Below are 19,426 nucleotides of genomic sequence, written 5' to 3' on the forward strand. Positions count from 1 at the left end.
TATCAAACTAAAGATTACTTAGCTGGAGATTCGTCAGCATCACTGACATTTGGCTTCTCTTCTTTAGCTTCCTTGATCTCTTCTTTCTTCTCAGATGAAGTGTTATTGCTGTCACTGTCGTTAGACTGCTGATCTTTTTGCCATTCGGCAGGCATACGCACTTCACGACGAGCCATCAAGTCATCGATCTGCTCAGAGTCGATAGTCTCATACTTCATCAATGCATCTTTCATTGCATGAAGAATGTCCATATTTTCGGTTAGGAAAGTATGCGCTCGACCATAGTTGGCATCGATAAGCAGCTTCACTTCTGCGTCGATAATGCGAGCGGTGTCATCAGACATATGCTGAGATTTACCCATGCTACGCCCTAAGAACACTTCATTTTCATCTTCAGCGTATAGTACAGGGCCCAGCTTCTCAGAGAAGCCCCATTGGGTCACCATGTTACGCGCAATAGAAGTGGCGTACTTAATGTCTTGTGACGCACCAGTAGAGACTTTCTCGCTACCGTAAATCAAGTCTTCCGCGATACGTCCACCGTAGGCAACCGAGATTTGACTCTCAAGTTTACGACGGCTCTGACTGATAGCATCGGCCTCTGGTAGGAAGAAGGTCACACCCAGTGCGCGACCACGTGGAATAATCGTTACCTTATGCACAGGATCGTGCTCTGGCACCAAACAACCCACGATTGCATGACCCGCTTCATGGTAAGCAGTCATCTCTTTCTCTTCTTCCGACATCACCATGGTACGACGTTCTGCGCCCATCATGATCTTGTCTTTTGCACTTTCGAACTCTTCCATACCAACAACACGGCGGCTGTTACGAGCCGCGAATAGCGCCGCTTCGTTAACAAGGTTCGCAAGGTCAGCACCAGAGAAGCCTGGCGTACCACGGGCAATGACACTTGCCTTAACGCCATCTGCCAAAGGCACTTTGCGCATATGAACTTTAAGAATTTGCTCACGACCACGCACATCAGGCAAACCTACAACCACTTGACGGTCGAAACGACCTGGACGTAGCAGTGCAGCATCGAGTACGTCTGGACGGTTAGTCGCAGCGATAACGATAATACCTTCGTTACCTTCGAAACCATCCATCTCAACTAGCATCTGGTTAAGTGTTTGCTCACGCTCATCGTGACCACCACCCACACCGGCGCCACGCTGGCGACCTACGGCATCGATCTCATCGATAAAGATGATACAAGGCGCAGACTTCTTCGCTTGCTCGAACATGTCACGCACACGAGATGCACCAACACCGACGAACATCTCTACGAAATCCGAACCCGAAATAGTAAAGAAAGGAACCTTAGCTTCACCGGCAATCGCCTTAGCAAGCAAAGTTTTACCCGTACCTGGTGGGCCAACGAGTAGTACACCTGTTGGAATACGGCCACCCAGCTTCTGGAATTTAGTCGGCTCTTTTAGGTAATCAACCAGCTCTTTAACGTCTTCTTTCGCTTCGTCACAACCAGCAACGTCACCAAAAGTCGTCTTGATCTGATCTTCGCTCATCAACTTGGCTTTACTCTTACCAAATGACATTGCGCCTTTACCGCCCCCGCCTTGCATCTGGCGCATAAAGAAAATCCATACACCGATAAGCAGTAGCATCGGGAACCAAGAGATAAAGATCTGGGTTAAGAAACCAGACTCCTCAGCCTCTTGTCCTTTCATCATGATGCCTTTACGGTCTAGATCGTTGATTAAATCAAGATCTGGCATCGGCATGATAGTGACAAACTTCTCGCCTGTAGTCGTTGTTCCTTCAATGGTACGCTGATCGCTTTTCACTTCGACAGTACTAATCTGTCCAGAGCGAACATCGTCTAAAAAGGTTGAATAATCCATCTTCTGCTTGGTAGAAGAAGAGGGGGAATAGCCCTGAAAAACTGACATCAACACAACGGCGATGACAACCCAGAGAATTAAATTTTTTGCCATGTCACTCAAATTACTCGACCTCTTTTAAAGTCTTTCGAAAACTAATGTTAGAGTACTTACGATAGATTACTATAACTTGTAACCTGTCGCCACAAGATAGACTTCACGAGAACGTGGTCTCGAAGAATCTGGCTTACGTGTTTTAACGGTTTTAAACGCCTCTTTAACCGCTTTCATATATTCATCAAAGCCCTCCCCCTGAAAGACTTTAACTGCAAAGCTACCATTAGGTGCCAACACTTGATGACACATATCTAACGCAAGCTCTACTAAATACATAGCGCGAGGCTGATCGACCCCACCTGAACCACTCATGTTTGGTGCCATATCGGATAATACAACATCAACCTTGGCATCGCCTACACGCGTGAGCAATGCATCTAGCACTTTCTCTTCACGGAAATCACCCTGTAGGAAGTCAACACCAACAATCGGGTCCATAGGTAAGATATCACAAGCAATAACTTTACCACTGTCTCCAGCCAATTTAACGGCAATTTGAGACCAGCCACCCGGTGCGGCACCTAAATCAACAACCGTCATTCCCGGACGAATGAGTTTATCTTTTTCCTGGATCTCTTCAATCTTAAAGGCCGCACGCGACCTTAAACCGCGCTTTTGCGACAGTTTGACATAGTGATCGTCGAAATGTTCCTGCATCCAGCGAGATGAACTGGCTGTTCGTTTTTTTCCTGACATTTAAAATCCGCAACAAAATTGAGAGTTACACAAAGACTATATAAGGGTAGAATAGCGGGTTTTCAACAGTAACTCAGCATAAAGTTGGTATAAATGAACTTAACAACCAAACAAAAACAGCACTTAAAGGGCTTAGCGCACAGTCTCAAGCCTGTAGTGATGCTTGGTGGCAACGGCCTGACTGAAGGAGTACTGGCTGAAATTGATAATGCACTTTCTCATCATGAATTGATTAAAGTGAAAGTAGCCTCTGGTGACAGAGAGCTTAAAAACGCTATCGTAGATGCCATTGTACGTGAAACTCAAGCTGAAAAAGTACAGCTTATCGGTCACGTCTTAGTACTGTTCCGTCAGTCTGAAGAAATGAAAATTGCTGTGCCTAAGGCAAAGTAATTAGCAAGGGCCTCTTTAAGAAGCCGTTGCAAGATAAATAAAAAGAGCCGCTGTTAATTCAGCGGCTCTTTTTTTATGAGCCTTTTATGGTGTTTCGCTTAAAGGCTCAACCTTGTAATGCTCTGCACTCACCTTTAGAAACTCGGGTAAGCAAGTACCCACTGATACTGACGAAATCGTTCCAATCATGATGCCGAGAAACATGGCAATAGAAAACCCCTGCAACGGCGCGCCGCCCATAATCCATAAGGCAGCAACGGTAAACAAGGTTGTACCGCTGGTAACCATGGTGCGCGAGAAGGTTGCTTGCACCGCACTGCTACAGATCTCATCAATCGCCGCTTTTGGCTTAGCAATGAGCACTTCCCTCACCCTATCGGCAATCACGATAGAGTCATTCAATGAGTAACCCAAAATAGCCAGTACCGCAGCCAGAATCGTTAGATTAAACTCCATCTGAGTTAACGAGAAGAAGGCCAACACGAAGATAACATCGTGAAATAGCGCGAGTAGTGCGCCACTGGCAAGACGCCACTCAAACCGAAAGCTCAAGTAAGCCAAAATACATAGCATTGCTGCAAGTAGTGCCAAGCCGCCCTGTTCTGCGAGCTCTTGACCAATTTGTGGCCCAACGATACTCGAGTTGAGCACTTGAACATTATCAGTCAAAGGCGCCAATACCGTTTTAATATCCTGCGCCCCAGCATTGTCTACTTTGGCGTAACGCAAAATCCAACGACCAGGTTCGCCCGCGGAAATAACACTGACCTCCTGCTCAGATGTTTTGGCCAACAACTCGCTAATTTGTTCAGCCTTGATCTTGGGATCAAGTTTGACTTCAGTAACAATTCCGCCAGTAAAGTCTAGGCCCCAATTAAAACCATTAACCAAAATAATGCCAATAGATGACAGCATGACAAGCACAGAGAAGATACTCGAGAGGTAACGTGCCTTAGTCAACTTGCTTAATTTACTCATATTCTTAAGTTCCATATTACACCTTCACATTACGACTAAAGTTACGACCATATGCCCAGTTAACTAATGCTCTGGATGCAAATATTCCGGTAAACATACTGGTGAGTAGACCTAACCCTAGGGTTAACGCAAAGCCTTGAATTGGCCCGTTACCAATAGCGTAAAGCACCACAGCCGTTATCATGGTGGTGAAGTTGGCATCGACAATGGTTGAAAAGGCGCTATCGAAACCTCTATCGATAGCATGAGCAAAACTTCTCCCCTCCTTTAGCTTATCTTTAATCCTCTCGAAGATGAGTACGTTAGTATCCACTGCCATACCGACTGTTAACACAAGACCCGCAATGCCCGGCAGAGTTAACACCGCGCCAGGGATTAATGCCATTAAGCCAAAAATAAGGATCATGTTGGCCACAAGCGCCACGTTTGCTATCCAGCCTAAACGGCGGTACCAAAGCCCCATAAACAATAATGTCACCGCCATGCCTAAAGCTAGCGCTGAGAAACCATTGGTGATATTTTCCTCACCAAGGCTCGGGCCGATAGTACGCTCCTCTACGATAGTCACCGGCGCCGTCATCGATCCTGCACGCAATAAGAGCGCTAACTGCTGCGCGGCGGCGTATTCTCCCACGCCAGTAATACTAAAGCGGTCACCCAGTTGTGATTGTATTGTCGCAATGCTGATCACCTCGGTGGTTTGTCTTATCTTGCCTCTATCATCACGGCTATACTCGCTGTATGAGGTCGCCATCGGCTTACCGATATTGTCACGGGAAAAGTCCGACATCATGGCGCCTCCCTCTCGGTCTAAATGGATCACCACCTCTGGTAGCCCCATCTCTCCAAGAGACGCTCTGGCATCGACGATATGTTCACCGCCTAGTACTGGACGTCTGGCGACATAGACAGGTTGCTCCTGCTCATCTTTGAGAACCTTGGCATTGACTGAACCCGGCTGCTTAACTTGATAAAAAGCGAGGCTTGCAGTGGCGCCGATCACAGACTTGGCAGCTGCAGGATCTTGTACACCTGGGAGCTCGATGCGAATGCGGTGCTCACCTTGACGCTGAACCACGGCCTCACTGATCCCAAGCTGCTCGATACGGCTACGCATGATCTGCAAGTTTTGCTTCACGGTTAGATCGCGAATATTAATTTTTTCAGCTTCAGACAGGCCAACATTTAGAGATTGGCCGCCAGAATTAGTGATTTGCCAATTGGGATATTGAGTTTTAATAAACTCTCTTATCGCCGCTCTTTGGGTTAAGTCTGTTGTTGTGATATTCACATGGCCGTCAACCTGCTCCTGAATCGTGACACCATATAGCGACTGTTCACGCACAAATTGTCTAACAGACTCGATGAAGGTATTGGCCTGCAGCTTATAAACGGGGTCAATTTCAACATCGAGTAGAAACTGCACTCCACCTCGTAGATCCAGCCCCAATTTAATAGGGGAAAAACCAAGTGACAATAGCCAGTTAGGCGCTGCTGGCGCAAGAGTAAGGGTTAACTTAGCAGGATCTTCTACTTGGCTTACAAGTAAGGTCTTGAGCTTGCTCTGTTGTGAATTGTCGTCAAGCACGATCAGAGTTTGACCGCTAGCCTGATCGATGCGCTTGACGCTGATACCTTGTGATACCAACAGTTGATGTAACTCCAGGGGGTTAACCTTAAGACCCGCCTCATCGCTTATTTGCACCGCAGCATCCTCACCATAGAATGTGGGTAATGCGCTAAATAACATAATGATGATAGTGACTACTAACAGCACATATTTCCATGCGCTGTAATGGTTTAAGATTGTCGGACTCTTGTTCTCTCTCATAATATTTTGCTCTGTATATTGCCTAAGAACGCGATAATGACTTGCCATTAGTCCGGGTTATTAACCCGTAAGAGTGGACTTGGGCACAAGTAATATCGCGGTAATCGCTATCGAGAAGAGCCTGCTTTTAGTGACCAGCCTAGTCATGCTTAAAACAGCAAATAGTACTTACCAATGCGGTGCTAACTCATAAAAGTAATGAGTGGGAAAACACACGGCTAAGCATGAAACCTATGTTTTAAAGGCAAAGTTTATAAAACCTTCCTTTAGCCAAATGAGGTTTGTTGCTGCACAGAGGTAAAGAAGTTCTCGATAGGTAAGCCGAAATGGCTTATGGAACTTAGCTAATGGCGCGAGCTTGAGAAAAGCGATAGAGAAGATTGGACTCTTTCCAAGCGGAGAGTCTATGTGTAGAACTTGGGATATGTAACAACCAATCGAGAGCCGGAGTAAACTCCACTCGGTAACCTACAGTTAACGATGGAACGGCAGGCGATATAAATTCAAACGCGAGTAGATATTCTGGACGTGTTTGCTGTGGATCATGCTGCGAGAAACTGACGAAACGTGATGATACCAGCGGCGCATATTCAGAGTCATCTCCCTGCTTCTTCTGGGCGTGATTATCCTTTAGCGTAATAGAGTTGACATCAGGCAGGCTTAACACAGCCAAGTCAACACCCTGCTTTACTTGCGCTTGTAACTGCGATTGGTCTTTTAACTGCGCTCGCTCATTAACGTGCCCAGCCACTGAAACGTCAGCTTGCTGTGGTTTTTGCTCAGACGCACTCGCAGCCACAGGCGTGAGAAATAATCCCCCTATGAGCAACAAGATAAATCCAAAGCGCACCAATAACTGCAATTAACGTCCCAATATATGTCTTATTTATCGCTAACATAGTAAACCTAGTTAGCTAAAGACACAAAGCTTTTAATACCCATTAAACCAATAATAAAGCCGCTAAAAAGCGGCTTCACTCGACTATCTCACCCTAAAGTTAGATGTAGTCTACTTTGATGATTTCAAAATCGTTAGTGCCACCTGGGGTTACGATAGAGATCTCGTCATCTAGGTTCTTACCGATAAGACCGCGGGCAATCGGAGAGCTGACTGAAAGCAAGTTTTCTTTAATATTCGCTTCGTCTTCACCTACGATACGGTAAGTCACTTCTTCATCGGTATCGACATTCAAAATCGTCACGGTAGAACCGAAAATAACACGGCCGTTGTTAGCCATAGTTGTCACATCGATAATCTGTGCGTGAGAAAGCTTACCTTCGATATCTCTAACGCGTGCCTCACACAAACCTTGTTCTTCGCGTGCTGCGTGGTACTCGGCGTTTTCTTTTAAATCGCCAAGTTCACGCGCCTCACCAATTGCTTCAGCAATTTGTGGGCGGCGTTCGAACTTAAGATAATCTAATTCTTTACGCAGTTGTTCAGCACCGACAACTGTCATTGGAACCGTACTCATAAGCTTCTTTCGTCTCCTTTAAAACAAAAGCATGCCCCACTGAGCCTAACTGTCAGTGAGATAAAAATTTGGTGGAATTGCGTTATTGTAAACGCTGAGGGCAAACGATGCACTCTAATCTATCTGTTGCGCTCGATAACTTAGCTTCTGTGTTCAAAATATAAGTCAAGCTGGCGATATAAACGAGGAATACAGCAATAACGATATCGTAACAGCCGATCTAGAGCTTACTCAACCTTGGCTAGAGTTACTAGCCGTTACAGATAAATTTTTTATTGAGCCGCTTCTCGCCTGCAATAAAAAAGGCCGCTAAAAGCGGCCTTTTTATTCAAGCTTCGCTTAACTTACTGGGTAATGCGCTTATGCAACTCTTGTACTGACGTCACGTTCGAGCGGTCATCCGCCGAGTGAGCCATACAAGTTGCAAATGCTGCGTTCAGAGTCGTTGTGTAGTTCACCTTGTAACGCAGTGCACCACGACGTAGCTGACGCGAGTCTTCAATCGCCTTACGACCTTCTGTCGTGTTAACAATGTAGGTGTACTCACCGTTCTTGATGCGGTCAAGAATGTGTGGACGACCTTCATGTACCTTGTTCACTAGACGTGGGTTAATACCCGCTTCGCCTAAGATAACCGCAGTACCGTGTGTTGCATCAATTTGGTAACCTAGCTCAATCAATTGAGCAGCCAAATCGGCTACACGGGCCTTATCGCTGTTACGAACAGACAACAGTGCTCGACCAGACTTAGGTACTTCAGATGTCGCACCTAGCTGTGCTTTAGCATAAGCTTCGGCAAACGTATCACCCACGCCCATGACTTCACCCGTTGAGCGCATTTCAGGGCCAAGCAGAGGGTCAACACCTGGGAACTTGTTAAACGGCAATACCACTTCTTTTACAGAGAAGAATGGTGGAATCACTTCCTCTGTGAAGTTCTGAGACTTAAGGCTTTGTCCCGCCATCACTCGCGCAGCAATCTTAGCCAATGGTACGCCAGTCGCCTTAGAAACGAATGGTACGGTACGGGCAGCACGTGGGTTAACTTCAATCATGTAGATCTCGTTATCCTTCACCGCGAACTGTACGTTCATCAAACCTACAACCCCGAGCTCCATTGCAAGCTTACCCACCTGCTCACGCATGCGGTCTTGAATGTCTTGGCTCAAACTATATGGAGGCAATGAACAACCAGAGTCACCTGAGTGAACTCCCGCCTGCTCGATATGTTCCATGATTGAACCAATCACAACCGTTTCGCCATCGCAAACCGCATCGATATCGATTTCGATTGCGTTGTCTAGGAAGTGATCCAGTAGTACTGGCGATGCATTCGATACGCTTACCGCTTCGTTGAAGTAACGACGTAAATCTTGCTCGTCATATACGATTTCCATCGCACGACCACCAAGAACATAAGATGGACGCACAACCAGCGGATAACCGATACGCTCAGCAGAAATCACTGCGCCTTCAACGGTCGTCACAGTATCGTTTTCTGGCTGCTTCATGCCTAGACGTTCAATCGCTTGCTGGAAACGCTCACGGTCTTCTGCGCGGTCAATCGCATCTGGGCTAGTACCGATAATTGGTACGCCAGCGGCTTCTAGGTCACGAGCCAATTTAAGTGGTGTTTGACCACCGTACTGCACGATTACGCCCTTTGGCTTCTCAATGCGTACGATTTCAAGCACGTCTTCAAATGTTACTGACTCGAAATATAGACGGTCTGATGTGTCGTAATCGGTAGAAACCGTCTCAGGGTTACAGTTAACCATGATGGTTTCATAACCGTCTTCACGTAGGGCTAATGCCGCGTGTACACAGCAGTAGTCAAATTCAATACCTTGACCAATACGGTTTGGACCGCCGCCCAACACCATGATCTTGTCACGGTTTGATGGGTTCGCTTCACACTCTTCTTCATAAGTAGAGTACATGTAAGCCGTGTCAGTCGAGAATTCAGCCGCACAGGTATCAACACGCTTGTAAACAGGGTGAATTTCAAAACGAGTACGCAGTTTACGCACTTCCGTCTCGCTAACACCTGCAAGTGCTGCTAGACGAGAGTCTGCAAAACCTTTGCGCTTAAGCTGGCGTAGGAAGTCTTCAGTCAAACCAGCAAGGCCGGCTTCAGCAACTTGCGCTTCAGACTTTAGTAAGTCTTCAAGCTGTACAAGGAACCAAGGGTCGATGTTAGTTAGGCCAAAGATGTCTTCAACTGAAAGACCTGCACGGAATGCATCGGCGATATACCAAATACGGTCTGCACCAGGCTCTTTAAGCTCATGTCGAATACGGGTTAACGCTTCGCTATCTGCAAGGTCGATATGCGGACATAGACCATTCTTACCCACTTCAAGGCCGCGAAGGGCTTTTTGCAGTGACTCTTGGAAGGTACGGCCAATCGCCATCACTTCACCCACAGACTTCATCTGTGTGGTCAAGCGGTCGTTAGAACCAGCAAATTTTTCAAAGTTAAAGCGTGGAACCTTAGTCACAACGTAGTCAATTGCAGGCTCAAATGATGCTGGAGTCGCACCGCCTGTGATGTCGTTGCTTAGCTCGTCAAGAGTAAAACCTACCGCTAGCTTGGCGGCGATCTTAGCAATCGGGAAACCTGTTGCTTTAGACGCAAGTGCTGATGAACGTGATACACGTGGGTTCATCTCGATGATAACCATACGGCCATCTTTCGGGTTGATACCAAACTGTACGTTTGAACCACCTGTTTCAACACCAATCTCACGTAGAACCGCTAGTGATGCATTACGCATCAACTGGTATTCTTTATCCGTTAGGGTTTGCGCTGGTGCAACCGTGATTGAGTCACCGGTGTGAACACCCATTGGGTCGAAGTTTTCGATAGAACAAACAATGATACAGTTATCATTGCGGTCACGAACCACTTCCATCTCGTACTCTTTCCAACCAATCAGAGATTCGTCGATAAGCAGTTCGTTAGTCGGTGATAACTCTAGACCTTGAGAACAGATATCCTCAAACTCTTCTTTGTTATAAGCGATACCGCCGCCGCTGCCACCCATGGTGAAAGACGGACGAATAATACATGGGAAACCAACTTGGTCTAATACGCCGTAAGCTTCTTCCATAGTATGTGCGATACCCGCACGCGGACACTCAAGGCCAATCGACTTCATAGCTTTGTCGAAACGGCTACGGTCTTCCGCTTTGTCGATTGCATCGGCGGTAGCACCAATCATATCAACATTAAACTCTTTTAGTACGCCACGGCTTTCAAGCTCTAGTGCACAGTTAAGTGCTGTCTGGCCGCCCATGGTTGGCAAAATCGCATCAGGACGCTCTTTAGCAATAATGTTGCGTACCACTTCCCACTGGATTGGCTCGATGTAAGTTGCATCGGCCATTTCAGGGTCAGTCATAATGGTTGCAGGGTTAGAGTTAACCAGAATAACTCGGTAGCCTTCTTCGCGTAGGGCTTTACAGGCTTGGGCGCCTGAGTAGTCAAACTCACAGGCTTGACCAATTACGATTGGTCCAGCACCTAGGATAAGAATACTCTTTATATCTGTACGTTTTGGCATTGCTTAAATCTTCTCCCGGATGAGGTTACTACTTGGCGTTTTTACGGTATAACTCAATCAAATCGATGAAGTGATTGAATAACGGCGCAGCATCGTGTGGTCCAGGGCTCGCCTCTGGGTGGCCTTGGAAACTAAATGCAGGCTTATCAGTAAGGTGAATACCTTGCAAAGAGCCATCAAACAGCGACTTGTGAGTCACCTTAATGTTGGCTGGTAGTGTGGCTTCATCAGCAGCAAAACCATGGTTTTGGCTGGTGATCATCACGTTACCTTGCTCAATATTGCTTACTGGGTGGTTAGCACCATGATGACCAAACTTCATTTTCAGTGTTTTAGCACCTGAAGCTAATGCCAATAACTGGTGACCCAAGCAGATACCGAAAACAGGAATATCTGTTTTTAAGATCTCTTGAATCGCAGCGATTGCATAATCACATGGTTCTGGGTCGCCAGGACCGTTTGATAAGAACACCCCATCAGGATTCATCGCTAGCACTTCACTCGCCGGAGTTTGTGCAGGTACAACCGTCACATCACAACCGCGGTCAACCAACATACGTAGGATGTTGCGCTTAACACCATAGTCGTAGGCTACCACTTTATACTTAAGCTCAGCTTCTGGGGTGTCAGATGGCAAACCGCCAACTAAACGCCAGCTGCCGCTGCGCCATGAGTAAGTTTCATTTGTAGTGACTTCTTTAGCTAAATCCATGCCTTTAAGACCAGGGAAGGCTTTAGCTGCAGCTAGCGCTTTAGCTTCATCTAAATCACCAACCATGATACAACCGGCTTGAGCGCCTTTTTCACGTAGGATACGAGTTAATTTACGGGTATCGATATCAGCAATGCCAACAACGTTGTGAGCGATCAAATAATCGCTTAAAGATTGCTGATTACGAAAGTTACTTGCGATTAGCGGCAAGTCTCGAATGATAAGGCCACATGCATGAACAGAATCAGATTCTGTATCTTCTTCATTGGTACCAGTATTACCAATATGTGGATAAGTGAGGGTTACCATTTGACGTGAATATGATGGATCAGTCAAAATTTCTTGGTAACCAGTCATTGAAGTGTTAAAAACGACTTCACCAACAGACATCCCTTCAGCACCGATTGCAGTGCCAGAAAAAATGGTTCCATCTTCAAGTACGAGTAAGGCAGACTTTGTCAACGCGACCTCCGGAAAGAGCCAAATCATTGAAATTGATTGTTTTTTGTGTGTTTTTAAGATACCAACTTTCGCTAAAATGCAAAATTTTGACAAATTCCGCCGATTTTATATGTAAAATTTAAACCTGTCCATAGTACAGATAAGGAATTTGTCAAAAAAATTTTTTTAGCAAAAAAAAAACCGCTAATAGCGGTTTAAATAATTATGCTTTCAAGCCTAAGACTTGCTGCATATCGTAGAGCCCTGCATCTTGCTCGACCAGCCAAGTTGCTGCGCGCATCGCGCCATTGGCAAAGGTCATACGGCTAGACGCTTTATGGGTGATCTCTAAGCGCTCACCAATATCGGCAAATAGCGCTGTGTGTTCACCAACTATGTCACCAGCACGTACAGTCGCGAAACCTATGGTTCCTCTGTCACGTTCACCGGTAATACCTTCGCGGCCATAAACGGCGCACTTCTCCAGATCACGGCCTAAGGTTTCGGCAATCACTTCGCCCATCTTAAGCGCCGTGCCTGATGGTGCATCTTTCTTATATCTATGGTGACCTTCGATAATCTCGATATCACTGTAATGCCCCATTACCTCTGCAGCCACTTCAAGCAGTTTCCACATCAGGTTAACGCCGACGGCCATATTGGGTGCCATTACAATAGGTACTTGATCAGCATAGGCTGAGATTTGCTCTTTCTGAGCATGATTGAACCCGGTTGTACCGATAACGATTGCCTTGCCATGTCTTGCACACCAGTCGGTGTGAACCACGCTGGCTTCTGGTGAAGTAAAGTCGATAAGCACATCAAAATCATCGACAGCTTTATCGAGTGAGTCGGTGATGGCTACGTTCATCGAACCAACCCCAGCAAGCTCACCAGCATCAACGCCCATTAGGGTCGAACCTGCACGTTCAATCGCTGCGCCTAGCAAAATAGCGTCATTTTGCTTTGCCGCTTCAATAAGAGTACGTCCCATACGACCGCTGCCGCCGGTTATTGCCACTCTTACTCGTTCAGTCATCTCAGTGTCTCCCTGCATATGTCAAAAAAAAGCCTAAGTATTAACTTAGGCTTATTGTCTAACTTAGATAATATCTAATAGTTCAACTTCGAATACCAAAGTTGAATATGGTGGGATCGCTGCACCCGCACCGCGCTCACCGTATGCTAGGTGCTGTGGTACGAACAGTCTCCACTTAGAGCCTACAGGCATTAGCTGTAGTGCTTCAGTCCAGCCAGCGATAACGCCTGAAACTGGGAATTCTGCTGGCTCACCACGAGCTACAGAGCTATCAAATACATCACCAGAGATGAAAGTACCGTGATAGTGAGTACGAACTGTAGAGTCGTAACCTGGCTTGTCGCCATTACCTTCAGTAATAACTTCATACTGTAGGCCTGATTCTAAAGTCACAACGCCTTCACGTGCACCGTTATCGGCTAGGTACTTATCACCTTCTTCAGATGCAGCAGCTGCAGCAGCTTCTTGAACTTTCTGGATACGCTGACTAATTTCAGTGAATGCAATTTGCATATCTTGCATAGATACAACACTTTCTTTACCTTCGAAAGCGTCAGATAGACCCAATTGAACAGCAGAAATATCGATACCTTCAAACGAGTTAGCAGCTAGTTGCTCACCTAGTTGACGACCAACACCGTAGCTTGCTTGCGCTTCAATTGTACTGAACTTCTCAGACATAATGATTGTACTCTCAATGATTCAAATGAATTTTCGCGCGCAACTTTATCATAATTTCTGTGATGTTGCCCTAAAAACCGTAGCTATTTTGGTCTTTGACAAGTATTTTTCACACTTAATTTGCTGGCTTGATATAAAGGCTGGGCTTTTGCCTGCATCTGTTGCAACTGAGCGATACGTTGGCCGTGTGACGGATGAGTAGAGAGCAGTTCAGGCCCTTGCTCGCCGCCCGCTTTTGACATGTTCTTCCAAAGCTCGACACTCTGTGCGGGATCAAAGCCTGCTTTCGCCATCAATTCTACGCCGACCACATCCGCTTCTGACTCTTGCTCACGACCGTATGGCAATATGTAACCCACTTGCACACCTAAACCTAGCGCGGCCATATAGAGCTCTTTATCGGCAATACCGCCAGCACCGAGCGCCAAATCGGCAAGCTGCATACCCGCACCTGTCAGCTGTGCACGTGATACCTGCTCGTTACTGTGATTTGCCAGTACGTGAGCAATCTCATGGCCAATAACCGTGGCAAGTTGGTCAGCATTGACCGCCACATCAAGCAATCCGCTATACACGCCGATATGGCCACCCGGCAAGGCAAAGGCGTTGACTTGATCTGACTCAAACACCACCACTTCCCAAGGTAAACTCTGATCGGGCAGCGCTTGAGTCACTCTGTCAGCGACACAATGAACATACGCGTTTAGCGCTTTATCTTGACTGATTTTTTCTTGCTGTTTTATCTGAGCAAAAGAGCTATCGCCAAGTTGTGACATCTCTTGGGATGAAAACAGCAAGGTTTGCCCACGGCCTGTAGGTGATTGATGTGTTGCACAGCCCGTTAAAAACAATGCCGCGCTAAGCAGTATTAGTATTCCTTTCATATATTGCTCTCTTCCATTTTAAAAATAATACCAATCAGTATAAGAATTTGATCAGCTCAGAACGATTTTTGGCAAACTAATTCAAGGCGAATAGCTGCAATAATGGTTATTCCCTTATAAATCTATTCAACGCAGAAGTAGGCAGCCAAAAACGTTCCAGACTGGCGAGTTTTAGCGAATCTGATGCTGTGACTCTTAATAAACTTGAACCAAGTTCAACCATGCTCTTCGCTCTTTACCTTGCCTCAAAACCGCTAAACTCTCGCTTAGTGACTAAATGTTTGTACTGATTCGTATAATAAAAAGCCCCGCAGTTGCGAGGCTTAAATTATATACTGAACGAACCCAGTTTTAGCTATTTAGATCTTGAAAAAACTTCTTCACGCCATCGAAGAAACCTTCAGCCTTTGGGCTATGCTTCTTCGACTGACCCGTTAAGGTATCTTCAAATTCACGAAGTAGCTCTTTCTGGCGTTCATTAAGGTTAACTGGCGTTTCCATTACAACCTTACATAGCAGGTCACCTACCGCATGGCTGCGAACCGACTTAACACCTTTACCGCGCATACGGAACATACGGCCTGTCTGCGTTTCGGCTGGGATCTTCAGATTAACCTTACCATCGAGTGTTGGCACTTCAATCTCGCCACCTAAAGCAGCCTTACTAAATGAGATTGGCACTTCACAGTAAAGGTTGTTGCCATCACGCTGGAAGATAGCATGCTCACGCACGCTCACCTGCACATATAAGTCTCCTGGAGGTGCACCGAACTCACCAGCTTCACCTTCGCCAGAAAGACGAATGCGATCGCCCGTATCAACCCCTGCTGGGATCTTAACTGACAGCGTCTTACTCTTCTCGACACGACCTTCGCCATGACACTTGTTACAAGGATCTTTGATGATCTTACCGCGACCGTGACAGGTTGGACATGCCTGCTGAACAGCGAAGAAGCCTTGACGCATCTGCACTTGGCCTTGACCATGACAGGTACCACATGTGGTTGGCGAAGAGCCTTTCTTAGCACCGCTGCCATCACAAGCGTCACAAGCAGCCAATGTTGGGATACGTAACTCTTTAGTTAGACCGCGAACCGCTTCCTCTAGAGATAGTTCAAGGTTGTAACGCAGATCGCTACCACGTGCTGCTTGGCGCTGACCACCACGGCGTCCACCGCCGAAGATATCGCCAAACACATCGCCAAATACGTCGCCAAAATCGGCGCCGCCACCGAAACCACCGCCACCGCGGTTAGGATCGACGCCAGCATGACCAAACTGATCATAGGCGGCTTTCTTATCGCCGTCGGTTAGGATTTCGTAAGCTTCTTTAACTTCCTTAAAGCTGGCTTCAGCCGCTTTATCACCCGGGTTACGGTCAGGGTGAAACTTCATTGCTAAACGCTTGTAAGCTTTCTTAATTTCGCGTTCGCTGGCATCACGTCCGACACCTAATACTTCGTAATAATCGCGCTTTGACATAGTTTTAATACTTTCTTTGCTAAAGTTGCACAAACGGGCGTTAGAGTTTCCTCGTAACGCCCGCTACAATAATTTAGGAGTTACCCGGCATTATTTTTTGTCGTCTTTAACTTCTTCAAACTCAGCATCGACTACGTCATCTTCTGGCTTAGCCGCTTTCGCTTCGCCTTCTGGTTGACCTTGCTGTGCTTGCGCTTTAGCTTGAGCGATTTCCATTAGTTTAGAAGACGCTTCCATTAGCTCTTGAGTAGACTTTTCAATCGCTTCTTTGTCGTTGCCTTTTACAGCAGTTTCAACGTTAGCCATTGCAGCTTCAATCTTCTCTTTCTCGTCCGCTGGTAGTGCCTCACCCGCTTCTTCGATCTGCTTCTTAGTCGCGTGAACCATGCCATCAGCTTGGTTACGAGCCGTTACTAGCTCTTCGAACTTAGCGTCTTCGTCAGCGTGTGCTTCAGCGTCACGAACCATAGCTTCAACTTCTTCATCACTTAGGCCTGAAGAGGCTTTAATGGTGATGTTTTGTGCTTTGCCAGTCTTCTTGTCTGTAGCAGATACATGCAAGATACCGTCAGCATCGATGTCGAAAGCAACTTCAATTTGTGGCATGCCACGTGGAGCTGGCTCGATACCTTCTAGGTTGAATTGACCTAGAGACTTGTTACCGCTTGATTGCTTACGCTCACCTTGAAGTACGTGAATTGTCACGGCGCTTTGGTTGTCGTCAGCAGTCGAGAATGTTTGTGAAGCTTTAGTCGGGATAGTGGTGTTCTTCTCGATAAGCTTAGTCATTACGCTCCCCATAGTCTCAATACCTAGAGATAGTGGAGTAACGTCTAGTAGCAATACGTCTTTAACGTCGCCAGATAGTACGCCCGCCTGAACCGCAGCACCGATAGCAACCGCTTCGTCTGGGTTAACGTCTTGACGTAGCTCTTTACCGAAGAATGCAGATACTTCTTCACGTACTTTAGGCATACGAGTCTGACCACCAACAAGGATAACCTCGTTAACATCAGAAACAGATAGGTCAGCATCAGCTAGAGCAACTTTTAGCGGCTCAAGTGAACGCTTGATCAAGTCTTCAACTAGTGACTCAAGTTTTGCACGAGTGATCTTAACCACTAAGTGCTTAGGACCTGTTGCATCAGCAGTGATGTATGGCAGGTTAACTTCTGTCTGTGTTGTGCTTGATAGTTCGATCTTCGCCTTTTCTGCCGCTTCTTTTAGACGCTGCATCGCTAGTGGGTCGTTACGTAGGTCTAGACCTTGCTCTTTTTTGAACTCGTCAGCAAGATACTTGATCATACGGTTATCAAAGTCTTCACCACCTAAGTGAGTGTCACCGTTTGTAGCAAGTACTTCGAAAGTTTGCTCGCCATCAACGCTGTCGATTTCGATGATAGAGATATCGAATGTACCACCACCTAAGTCGTAAACAGCAACGATGTTGTCGCCTTGCTTCTTATCGATACCGTAAGCAAGTGCAGCCGCTGTTGGCTCGTTGATGATACGCTTAACTTCGAGACCCGCGATACGACCCGCATCTTTAGTAGCTTGACGCTGTGAATCGTTAAAGTATGCAGGAACAGTAATAACCGCTTCTGTTACTTCTTCACCTAAGTAATCTTCAGCTGTCTTCTTCATCTTCTTCAAGATTTCAGCAGAGATTTGTGGCGGAGCCATTTTCTTGCCTTGTGCTTCAACCCATGCATCGCCGTTGTCAGCGCTGATGATTTTGAATGGCATGATATCAACGTCACGTTGAACTTCGTCATCTTTAAAACGACGACCAATAAGACGCTTAATAGCAAATACTGTGTTATTTGGGTTTGTTACAGCCTGACGCTTTGCAGACTGACCAACTAAGGTTTCATCAGCAGTGTATGCGATGATTGAGGGTGTAGTACGATCGCCTTCAGCATTCTCCAATACGCGCGCTTTGTCGCCATCTAATACTGCAACACAAGAGTTAGTTGTGCCTAAATCGATACCAATAATTCTACCCATGGAGTCCTCCGAAAAACTTTTTAAAAACTAAATTTGTTATCTGGTTATTGAAATGGGGACAGACCGAATCGTTTTCAAGTCTTTTTTTTTCACCCCAAATCGTCTCTTAACCCCTATATTGGGACGTTTAGAGTGAATACAAGGGAAAATTTAAAAATTATCTTAAGAATGCATTAATTTGATCTATGACTCGTTCGTAAACTGAGCCAAAACGTATAATGGATACAATCTAGAGGTAGCGTGTCAATTGGGTTCATCACGAATCAATTTACGCTTAGTTGTCATCTCATTTTGTAGAGTAGTAAACATTGAAATCATCCCATCAAGCGTATCTGTTTGGTATCGGTGCCATTTTCCTATGGTCCACCGTTGCAACTGCATTTAAATTAGCATTGGCGCACTATACGCCGCTGCAGCTGGTATTTGTGGCTGTTACAACCTCAATATTTGCCTTAGGTGTCATCCTGATCGCACAGAGAAAATTACCGCTAATTAAGCAGCAATTTCTCTCAAGGCCGCTTTTCTACCTACAGACTGGGCTACTGAATCCATTCCTATACTATTTAGTTTTATTTAAAGCTTACGATCTGCTGCCAGCTCAACAAGCACTGTCGCTAAATTACACTTGGGCGATTTTGCTGCCGCTATTATCGGTGCCTTTACTTGGGCAAGCACTGCGTAAGAGCGATGTCACAGCGGCATTGGTTGCTTATTGCGGCGTATTCTTTATTGCCACCAAAGGTAATATTACTGGCGTGCAATTTGAAAGCATGACAGGGGTTGCGCTGGCGCTAACCAGCACTGTACTTTGGTCGCTTTACTGGATTGTAAATACCAAAGATAAAGGCGATCCAGTTGTTAGTTTGCTTCTGAGCTTTCTAGTGGGACTGCCTTTTATCCTAGTCGCGCTCATGCTGACCCAATCGCTGCCAAGCCTAGATCTGAAGGCACTATTGGCTGGCGTCTACGTTGGGCTATTTGAAATGGGTGTCACCTTCGTACTCTGGTTGGTCGCCTTAAAGAAAGCCGAGCGCACAGCCAGTATCAGTACCTTGGTATTTATCACCCCTGTGATGTCGATTGGCTTTATCGCTTGGATTTTGCAAGAGAGCATTGAAAAGTCGACTTATATAGGCCTAGGCTTAATTATTCTCGCTCTGGTATTACAGCAAGTTTTGCCCAAAGTTGGTCAATGGCGAACAAGGAAACGTATATCAGCTTAAACGCCTAAAACAGCAAAGTTACTCCTTCTAGCCGAACTTTATGTTCGGCTTTTTTCG

Annotated in this window: 15 protein-coding genes; 2 read left to right on the plus strand and 13 right to left on the minus strand. The window is 46.2% G+C overall.

Annotated elements, in window-relative coordinates; genetic code table 11:
• Positions 1-14: 14 nt before the first annotated feature.
• Positions 15-1,967 carry an ATP-dependent zinc metalloprotease FtsH gene (gene ftsH / locus L1D44_RS03015; protein ID WP_275660384.1) on the minus strand — a complete coding sequence of 651 codons (1,953 nt, stop codon included), beginning with the start codon at positions 1,965-1,967 and terminating at the stop codon, positions 15-17.
• 60 nt (positions 1,968-2,027) lie between these two features.
• On the minus strand, positions 2,028-2,657 hold the full coding sequence (gene rlmE, locus L1D44_RS03020; RefSeq protein ID WP_202721861.1) for a 23S rRNA (uridine(2552)-2'-O)-methyltransferase RlmE: 630 nt from the start codon (positions 2,655-2,657) through the stop codon (positions 2,028-2,030).
• A 93-nt stretch (positions 2,658-2,750) separates the two neighbouring features.
• Between rlmE and yhbY the strand changes: the two genes are divergently transcribed.
• On the plus strand, positions 2,751-3,050 hold the full coding sequence (yhbY, locus tag L1D44_RS03025; RefSeq protein WP_202721862.1) for a ribosome assembly RNA-binding protein YhbY: 300 nt from the start codon (positions 2,751-2,753) through the stop codon (positions 3,048-3,050).
• A gap of 84 nt (positions 3,051-3,134) precedes the next feature.
• Here the strand turns inward: yhbY and secF are convergent, their stop codons facing one another.
• From secF to dnaK, 11 genes are all read right to left on the minus strand, one after another.
• A complete protein-coding gene (secF, locus tag L1D44_RS03030) occupies positions 3,135-4,043 on the minus strand; it encodes a protein translocase subunit SecF (RefSeq protein ID WP_239888773.1) in 909 nt (302 codons plus the stop codon).
• A 1-nt stretch (position 4,044) separates the two neighbouring features.
• Positions 4,045-5,859: a protein translocase subunit SecD gene (secD, locus tag L1D44_RS03035; RefSeq protein ID WP_239888774.1), complete on the minus strand. Its 1,815-nt coding sequence runs from the start codon at positions 5,857-5,859 to the stop codon at positions 4,045-4,047.
• A 340-nt stretch (positions 5,860-6,199) separates the two neighbouring features.
• Positions 6,200-6,721 carry a hypothetical protein gene (locus tag L1D44_RS03040; RefSeq protein WP_239888775.1) on the minus strand — a complete coding sequence of 174 codons (522 nt, stop codon included), beginning with the start codon at positions 6,719-6,721 and terminating at the stop codon, positions 6,200-6,202.
• 136 nt (positions 6,722-6,857) lie between these two features.
• The gene (gene greA / locus L1D44_RS03045; RefSeq protein WP_220768053.1) at positions 6,858-7,334 is read right to left on the minus strand and encodes a transcription elongation factor GreA; all 477 of its coding nucleotides are present in this window, start codon (positions 7,332-7,334) and stop codon (positions 6,858-6,860) included.
• 344 nt (positions 7,335-7,678) lie between these two features.
• Complete coding sequence (carB, locus tag L1D44_RS03050) at positions 7,679-10,900, minus strand: carbamoyl-phosphate synthase large subunit (protein ID WP_239888776.1); 3,222 nt, start codon at positions 10,898-10,900, stop codon at positions 7,679-7,681.
• A gap of 28 nt (positions 10,901-10,928) precedes the next feature.
• The gene (carA, locus tag L1D44_RS03055; protein WP_220768051.1) at positions 10,929-12,101 is read right to left on the minus strand and encodes a glutamine-hydrolyzing carbamoyl-phosphate synthase small subunit; all 1,173 of its coding nucleotides are present in this window, start codon (positions 12,099-12,101) and stop codon (positions 10,929-10,931) included.
• Between the two features lie 175 nt (positions 12,102-12,276).
• A complete protein-coding gene (gene dapB, locus L1D44_RS03060) occupies positions 12,277-13,092 on the minus strand; it encodes a 4-hydroxy-tetrahydrodipicolinate reductase (protein ID WP_239888777.1) in 816 nt (271 codons plus the stop codon).
• Positions 13,093-13,155: 63 nt separating this feature from the next.
• Positions 13,156-13,773 carry an FKBP-type peptidyl-prolyl cis-trans isomerase gene (locus L1D44_RS03065; protein ID WP_239888778.1) on the minus strand — a complete coding sequence of 206 codons (618 nt, stop codon included), beginning with the start codon at positions 13,771-13,773 and terminating at the stop codon, positions 13,156-13,158.
• An 83-nt stretch (positions 13,774-13,856) separates the two neighbouring features.
• The gene (locus tag L1D44_RS03070; protein WP_239888779.1) at positions 13,857-14,657 is read right to left on the minus strand and encodes a M48 family metallopeptidase; all 801 of its coding nucleotides are present in this window, start codon (positions 14,655-14,657) and stop codon (positions 13,857-13,859) included.
• Between the two features lie 351 nt (positions 14,658-15,008).
• Complete coding sequence (gene dnaJ, locus L1D44_RS03075) at positions 15,009-16,139, minus strand: molecular chaperone DnaJ (protein ID WP_220768047.1); 1,131 nt, start codon at positions 16,137-16,139, stop codon at positions 15,009-15,011.
• Positions 16,140-16,229: 90 nt separating this feature from the next.
• Entirely contained in the window at positions 16,230-18,146 is a 1,917-nt protein-coding gene (gene dnaK, locus L1D44_RS03080; RefSeq protein WP_239888780.1) for a molecular chaperone DnaK, read from the minus strand.
• Between the two features lie 308 nt (positions 18,147-18,454).
• Between dnaK and L1D44_RS03085 the strand changes: the two genes are divergently transcribed.
• Positions 18,455-19,369, plus strand: a complete 915-nt coding sequence (locus tag L1D44_RS03085; RefSeq protein WP_239888781.1) for a DMT family transporter — start codon at positions 18,455-18,457, stop codon at positions 19,367-19,369.
• Positions 19,370-19,426 lie beyond the last annotated feature (57 nt).

It is taken from the genome of Shewanella sp. Isolate13, from assembly GCF_022398325.1.
Lineage (GTDB): Bacteria > Pseudomonadota > Gammaproteobacteria > Enterobacterales > Shewanellaceae > Shewanella.